Genomic DNA, 5,986 nt, shown 5'->3' with positions numbered 1-5,986 from the left:
AAAGGTGGACTTCTCTTGCTTCGGGGATCATCCATATCTTGAATCACGACTCACGATCCAAGGATAGTGGGTACTAGGTTAGCAAACTAGAGTGCATTCCCGACTCCGCAGCCAGCCGCGTTGGTTTGATAATGCGACCGTGCGCGTGAGATAAACTGCCGAAACTAGTGGGTCACGCAGGCACACGCGCTGGGGGTGGCTTCTGAGCGAGTGCCAGGCGGAGCCTCTCCCTCAGAAGAACTATCTCCGCATCATCTCTGCATCTATGCGTAGGGCCTTCGACTTGGTCGTCGTGCAGTTTGAAGAGGTGGCAACTAAGGGACGCTTTGCCACTGGGACAAGTCTGTCGGGATATCCATCTTCGCGGGATCTCCAGCCCAGGGCCAATGGCATCTCCCGCTCGCTAATTCTTCTGCCGCTATGACTGGCGAGATGTGCTCACCTAAAACCTGGCCATCAAACAGGAGAGCGCATCCTCCCGGCACGACAATGATCTCGGCTAACCCGTCGCATGTTTCGTAACTCCACTTCATAGCCAGCTACCGGGGCTATTCCAACACACCCAGTCATTCAGGGGTTTCAGCTCTTGCATGAGGCAGCCGGGATGCTGATGAACGCCGTAGGCTCTCCCCGCCAGCGCGATTATTCCTTTTGGGAAAAGCGCGAGTCTGACATCTGGGCCGACCTTGAGGATGATCCGGTGGGGTCTAAGATTAAAGAAGCAATCGAATTGGCGGACACCGCAGGGAGCCGCGGTGGAAGCGGCGTCGCAACCGAAGCTAACGCCGCCGGATGCCACGCGTTGCTGCTCCGTCATCGCGTTGCTGAGCCTGTTGAGAGGCCCGCCCGTCTCCCCAGCGGATCGCTCGATGCGGCCTCCCCCGGCTGACCAAAAGCCCGGTCCAAATACTGGCGATGGTTTGTCCCGTCGATCATCCCCGTTCATTCGGACCCATAGTAGAAGTTAGCGGCACGTGGCCCGGCGCTTTAAAGTGGACCGATGAGCGCTGTCCTTGCTACGCACAGCTAACTTCACCACGGTGAGCCTCAAGAAGAAGCTGACCGGCGGATGTATCGTTCGGCGAACGCCCTAGCACAACTACCAGAACTGGTCGTAGCCAGTGATTGATCAATCTCACACCGCAAGCATCGCGGGCGCACCGCGCTTGCGAAAGTCTCACAGGCATCCCACCCGAACCGGTTGGCACTCACGCGATCCCCCTAGAAGATCGCGTATGCGTGCAGCGATCTTCCGTGCCTCCTTCGGCCCGAGATTGGGTTTCATGCAATCAAGTATGTCTACCATTGCCTGAGCCTCCTCCGCATTAAATGTTGCAACTTGGCGATCTGATAGATTCAGAGACGGATCGGCCGCCCGAGCCTGATTGGCTGCAAGCACCGCGAGCGCTTGCGACCGCAGGGACGTGATGTGCCGCTGGAATACGTGCATCGGTTGGCCCGTACTGCCCTATGGATTTGAGCCGCTAACTTCGGTGGCCAGCCCGTCCTCGAAGACTGAGGCTGGCCACCTTCGCTCCTGAGAGGCTCAGATTCTCAAGGGCGCGATCAAGGAGTATCGCTGAGAAGGACTGGAAGCACCTACCTGAATTGGCGGCCGGTCGAATTGACTGCCCCGGTCTAAGCTAGTGCCTCAGGCTTGCAATTTGGGAGAGACTCAAATGGCCAAACGCGCACGCATTCGTTACGCCAACAAGACGGACAGAAAGAATCCTCACGAAAGAATAACACATGTCGGCGGAGTAAACCCCGATGGAAAGCCGTGGAAGCGATCCATCGACCAGGTTGTCAAAGATATCGAGAGCGGCGAATGGGAGTTCTATGTCGAAGAAAATGGACGCAGGGTTGGTGTGGTTTGGGCCACGCACAACGGGCACAAATACATCAAGACGACGGCCGACGACGTTCAACCAGACAATGTTCTCCCGCTTCTAGCCGAGTGCCCCGGATGATCTTTGTCTCAGTGAACGTAAACAGCGCGGTGGCAACTCGGCGCCGGTCAGCTGGGATGGATCGGATGCTGTCCCTATCGCGCCCGCGCTGCCGGAGAAGTTAGCGGCAGCGTGGCTCGGCGCCAAAAAGCCCCACGGATACACGGGGCTGCGCTGTCCCTGCAACGCACCGCTAACTTCAACACGGCCAGCCTTCCATCTGGTAGCAAAACTGACCGCGGTCGCCCACCGCGGGAGAGCCTAGCCCACAGGGTGCCACCAAGTTGTATCGGCGAAAAGCCTGTCTGGCACCCACCAGAATCGGTCGGTCACGCTCCATTCGAGCAAGGGCTTTTATGCAGCGACGCACGGGCGACGCCGGACATTGGACGCCGCGAGTCCGCCCGCTACATCGGCTAGGACCACCAAGTTCGACAAAATGGTCTTGGACGCCCGCATGCCTCGCCCTATCGGGTCGAGGCGCGCGCCATTTGGGACAGGTTCAAACTCGACGCGGCGTTCTCGGACTCGGCCGATGAAAACGCCGCGAACCCACGGATGCTGGGCGCATCACCCGACTCGTAGATTTTCCGCCGATTCTTTACCGCGATTTGAAACGACGTCGAAGCTGACTTTGGCGCCCTCGGCGAGAGAGGTGAAGCCAGCTTTCTCGACTGCCGAGATATGGACGAACACATCCTTGCCGCCGTTGTCAGGTTGAATAAATCCATATCCCTTTGTCGGGTGGAACCACTTTACTGTTCCCATAGCCACTTAACTTCTCCATTTTTGAAAAACGAAAACTAGTGCGCGAATTCCGACAAAGAATGGCTGGCGCCAGGCTTTGCGTCTGGCACCCTCGGCGATCTCGTCATGATCGAGGTCCTCGCGGGATACCGATAGGTTCAACGGGTTGAGCTGGATCGATGCGTCGGCCACGTCGGGTCCTCATAGGAGCGTTTGCTGGAATTCTCCGCGGGCACGGCTGTACTAATGTCCACTGGCGTCTGGCTTCTTACGCATAAGCCGTACGGCTAGCATAAGCGAAGAAAACGCAGCACGGACTGCAGATTAGCAGTTTCCAGGAGTGCTGATCACCACAAGGCATGAACTTGTGTCGTTCGGCGAACGACGGCCGTCGGGCGTGCACCGGGCTGGCAATTAGTAGGCTAGGTCATGGATTGGCTGGACTTTCTTCGGACAAGCATATCGAAAAAGGAGCTGCCAACCTACGTCTATGGTTATCCTTCCAAGCGAGCGTATCGGGCTTCTCCGCAGCCACTCCGCATTACTGGTGTGGTTGAGCAGGCTACGCCATTAAAATGGAAGAATTACAGGCGCTGGTATAGCCGAATTGCCACACGTACAAACCTTCCGCGCGCCTGCACTTACTTTGGCGCTGCCTTACACAAACACTCGATTACGATGACAGCCTCCTTTCGGATGGGACAGCCATCATGCGGTACAGAGTGTTTGTAGTGGACAGCAGGCGGCGAGTGATCTGCGCCGCGAAGCTCGACTGCATCGACGAGCAGACTGCGAGATGTCGAGCCGAGCAAATGTGCGGGGAGCACGACGTTGAGCTTTGGGAAGGAGATCGGCTCGTCGCCGTTTTTCGAGGCGTAACATCGAATGAAAATCCAGGTGACCGCTCCTAAATTGAGGGGCAGTCTCGCCGCCAACTAACGCGGGCACTCATTGCGCGGCCGACCGACTGATGTCCGGTCAACCCCAACTTTCTCGCAATCGCGGTTAATGAACGTCTCGGTCCAACTCTCGCAGCAGTCGATGAAGGATGAAGGAAGTCGCTGGCGTGATTATTTTGTGCGCCGCCCTCCAGGATCTGATGAGCGAGTAGTGACACTATGTTGCCAACGGCCTCAGGGCCAATCAGCTCGGTTCGTGATGACCACAACTCCAACAGCCGGTCGGGAATATGGTCGCTCGATCCAAATAGTTTGAGGAGTCGGCCTTCGGCGACAGCGTTATGATCATGGTGGGCCTTGACCGCATAAAAAGCGAACAAGCCTCGAAAGGCGTCACGGGAAACGGAAGACTTAGCCATCGCAATGTCCCCACAGAAACCTTCAAATGAATCTGCGAAATGTAGAGCTGAAAGGAAGCTACTCCCTCGAAATCCTCACACGAAGAAGATTCTACAGCAGACCAGGAAAAAGCGGCAAGCTCATAATCCATGTTAGATGTGGCTCGCATAGTCAGCGAGATGATTGGTCCCACGGCTGGGGTCGACATCAACAGCTTGGCCTTGGCATCCAGCAGGGACATCACCCGCACCCGCTTGCCGAAGCCGTTGAACTCGCGAAGCAGCACTGTGTGAACCGCAAGCGTCGCTGCGGCGATGGCGTCCAGAGCCGGATGACCAGCTCGTTGATCCGTGCCGCAAAGCCGCGCTTCGTCGTCTTGCCGACCTTCAACCCGAAGCCTCGCAAGATCCCCCGCAAGCTGTTCTCGACGTCCTGCAGCTTGCTCTGGATCAGCTTGCGCGCGGTCAGCATTGCCCGCGTCTCCTGCGCGCTCATCGACTTGCAATGCACCGGCCGGAAGCAGCCGAGCCGCATCAACTGCGCGATGTTGCGGGCGTCGTTGTGGTCCGACTTCACCGGCATCGCCTTGTAGGCATCTCGCATGTGACGCGTCTCCAGAAGCTCAACCCCAAGACCAGCCTGCTTCATCGCCGCGTAGAGCCACTGCGACAGCGGCCCTGCCTCCAGCCTGATCCTGGCGAGATCGAACCCGAACGAACGGAACCGGTCGATCAGCGCCTCCGGTTCGTTGGCCACCTTCACCTCCCGACAATCTTGCCGTTCGCATCGACAACACACACGCTGGAGCATTCCAATGACACGTCGATTCCGGCATAATGGTCCATGGTCGTCTCTCCTCGATGCTTGGAGCAAGGCCTATGGTATGAACTCCGCAGGGTTGAGCTTCCGGTGGTCTGCATCGACGCTCGGCATGCGCACGCAGCTTTGTCGGTCCGAATGAACAAGAGCGATCGGAATGATGCGCGAGGCCTTGCCGAACTGGTGCGGGTTGGAGGGTATCGAGAGGTCAAAGTCAAAAGTGAGGAAAGCCAGAAGATCCGAGCGATCCTTGTCGCCAGATCTCGGCTAGTGTCCATGCGCCGAGACATCGAGAACCAGGTTCGCAGCTTGATCAAGGAATGTGGATTGCTATTCCCTCGCGCGATCGGCCAACAGTTCCGCAACCAGGTCAGCGAACTCTTGGGCGTCGATCATTTGCTTCTCAGCGTGATATCGCCGCTGCTCTCGATCCATGAGAACGTTTGTCAACAACAAGGTAAGCTCGACAACGAGGTCCGCCGGTTGGCAAAGCTGGACGAGACGACGCGTCGCCTGATGACGGTCCCGGGGGTCGGTGTCGTGACGGCCCTAACGTTCCGCCACACGATCGATGACCCCTCGCGCTTCCGATCGGCTTCGACGGTCGGCGCCTACCTAGGCCTTACGCCGAGGCGCAGCCAATCCGGCGAAACCGACACCAACGGAAAGATATCTCGATGGGGCAACCGGCTTCTCCGAACTTACTTGTTCGAGGCCGCCACTGTCCTTCTTTATCGAACCAAAAAGTTCTTCCCTAAAGGCCTGGGGCATGAAGCTCGCCAAGCGGATCGGCATGAAGAAGGCAAAGGTCGCCATCGCCCGAAAGATCGCCGTAATCCTCCACTGCATCTGGGTCGCTGGCACATCGTTCGAGCGGGGCCCGCCGAAGCCAATCTGATATTTGCTCGCAAGTTCCTGGTCCGGTCCGCCGGACTGGCGATGTCCCGCTGGGACGGTGGTCGTGGTGACCTCGGTCAATCGGCTGCTGGCGGTTCGCCCGCACTCCGCTGCAAACGTTGAGGCGCCCGATCTGGACATCATCATGAGGCGCTCGCGCCCTCGGAAAGGACCATGACCCCAGCTACGACATTAACCCGTCGACCGTGAAGAACGTTGATCATGAGGTCTGTTGACGGGATGACCAGGCGCCGGCGAACAGGAAGGCGCAGCAGA

The 5,986-nt window shown here is 57.9% G+C and carries 4 protein-coding genes and 1 pseudogene; 3 read left to right on the top strand and 2 right to left on the bottom strand.

What is annotated here, in order from left to right:
- Positions 1 to 604 precede the first annotated feature (604 nt).
- Positions 605 to 889: a hypothetical protein gene (locus D6B98_RS39255; RefSeq protein WP_126262213.1), complete on the top strand. Its 285-nt coding sequence runs from the start codon at positions 605 to 607 to the stop codon at positions 887 to 889.
- A 790-nt stretch (positions 890 to 1,679) separates the two neighbouring features.
- Positions 1,680 to 1,970 carry a DUF3892 domain-containing protein gene (locus D6B98_RS39245; protein ID WP_126262211.1) on the top strand — a complete coding sequence of 97 codons (291 nt, stop codon included), beginning with the start codon at positions 1,680 to 1,682 and terminating at the stop codon, positions 1,968 to 1,970.
- A gap of 549 nt (positions 1,971 to 2,519) precedes the next feature.
- Here the strand turns inward: D6B98_RS39245 and D6B98_RS39235 are convergent.
- Both D6B98_RS39235 and D6B98_RS39220 read right to left on the bottom strand, forming a co-directional pair.
- Positions 2,520 to 2,723 (bottom strand): cold-shock protein, encoded by a 204-nt coding sequence (locus D6B98_RS39235; RefSeq protein WP_126262210.1) that lies wholly within the window; start codon positions 2,721 to 2,723, stop codon positions 2,520 to 2,522.
- A 1,511-nt stretch (positions 2,724 to 4,234) separates the two neighbouring features.
- Positions 4,235 to 4,750, bottom strand: coding sequence for an IS110 family transposase (locus tag D6B98_RS39220; RefSeq protein ID WP_164719162.1), 516 nt, complete (start codon positions 4,748 to 4,750; stop codon positions 4,235 to 4,237).
- 120 nt (positions 4,751 to 4,870) lie between these two features.
- On the opposite strand from D6B98_RS39220, the pseudogene D6B98_RS39215 reads away from it, so the two are divergent.
- A pseudogene (locus D6B98_RS39215) lies at positions 4,871 to 5,711 on the top strand (IS110 family RNA-guided transposase); the annotation flags it as partial.
- Between the last annotated feature and the right edge of the window lie 275 nt (positions 5,712 to 5,986).

The organism is Bradyrhizobium sp. LVM 105, assembly GCF_003957705.1.
Taxonomy (GTDB): Bacteria; Pseudomonadota; Alphaproteobacteria; order Rhizobiales; family Xanthobacteraceae; genus Bradyrhizobium; species Bradyrhizobium frederickii.
This window is presented reverse-complemented; position numbering and strand designations above follow the sequence as displayed.

What these genes read in the sequence shown, in the direction of transcription:
- D6B98_RS39255 (WP_126262213.1), top strand. Translation starts at nt 605, where the DNA reads ATGCTGATGAACGCCGTAGGCTCTCCCCGCCAGCGCGATTATTCCTTT.
- D6B98_RS39245 (WP_126262211.1), top strand. Translation starts at nt 1,680, where the DNA reads ATGGCCAAACGCGCACGCATTCGTTACGCCAACAAGACGGACAGAAAG.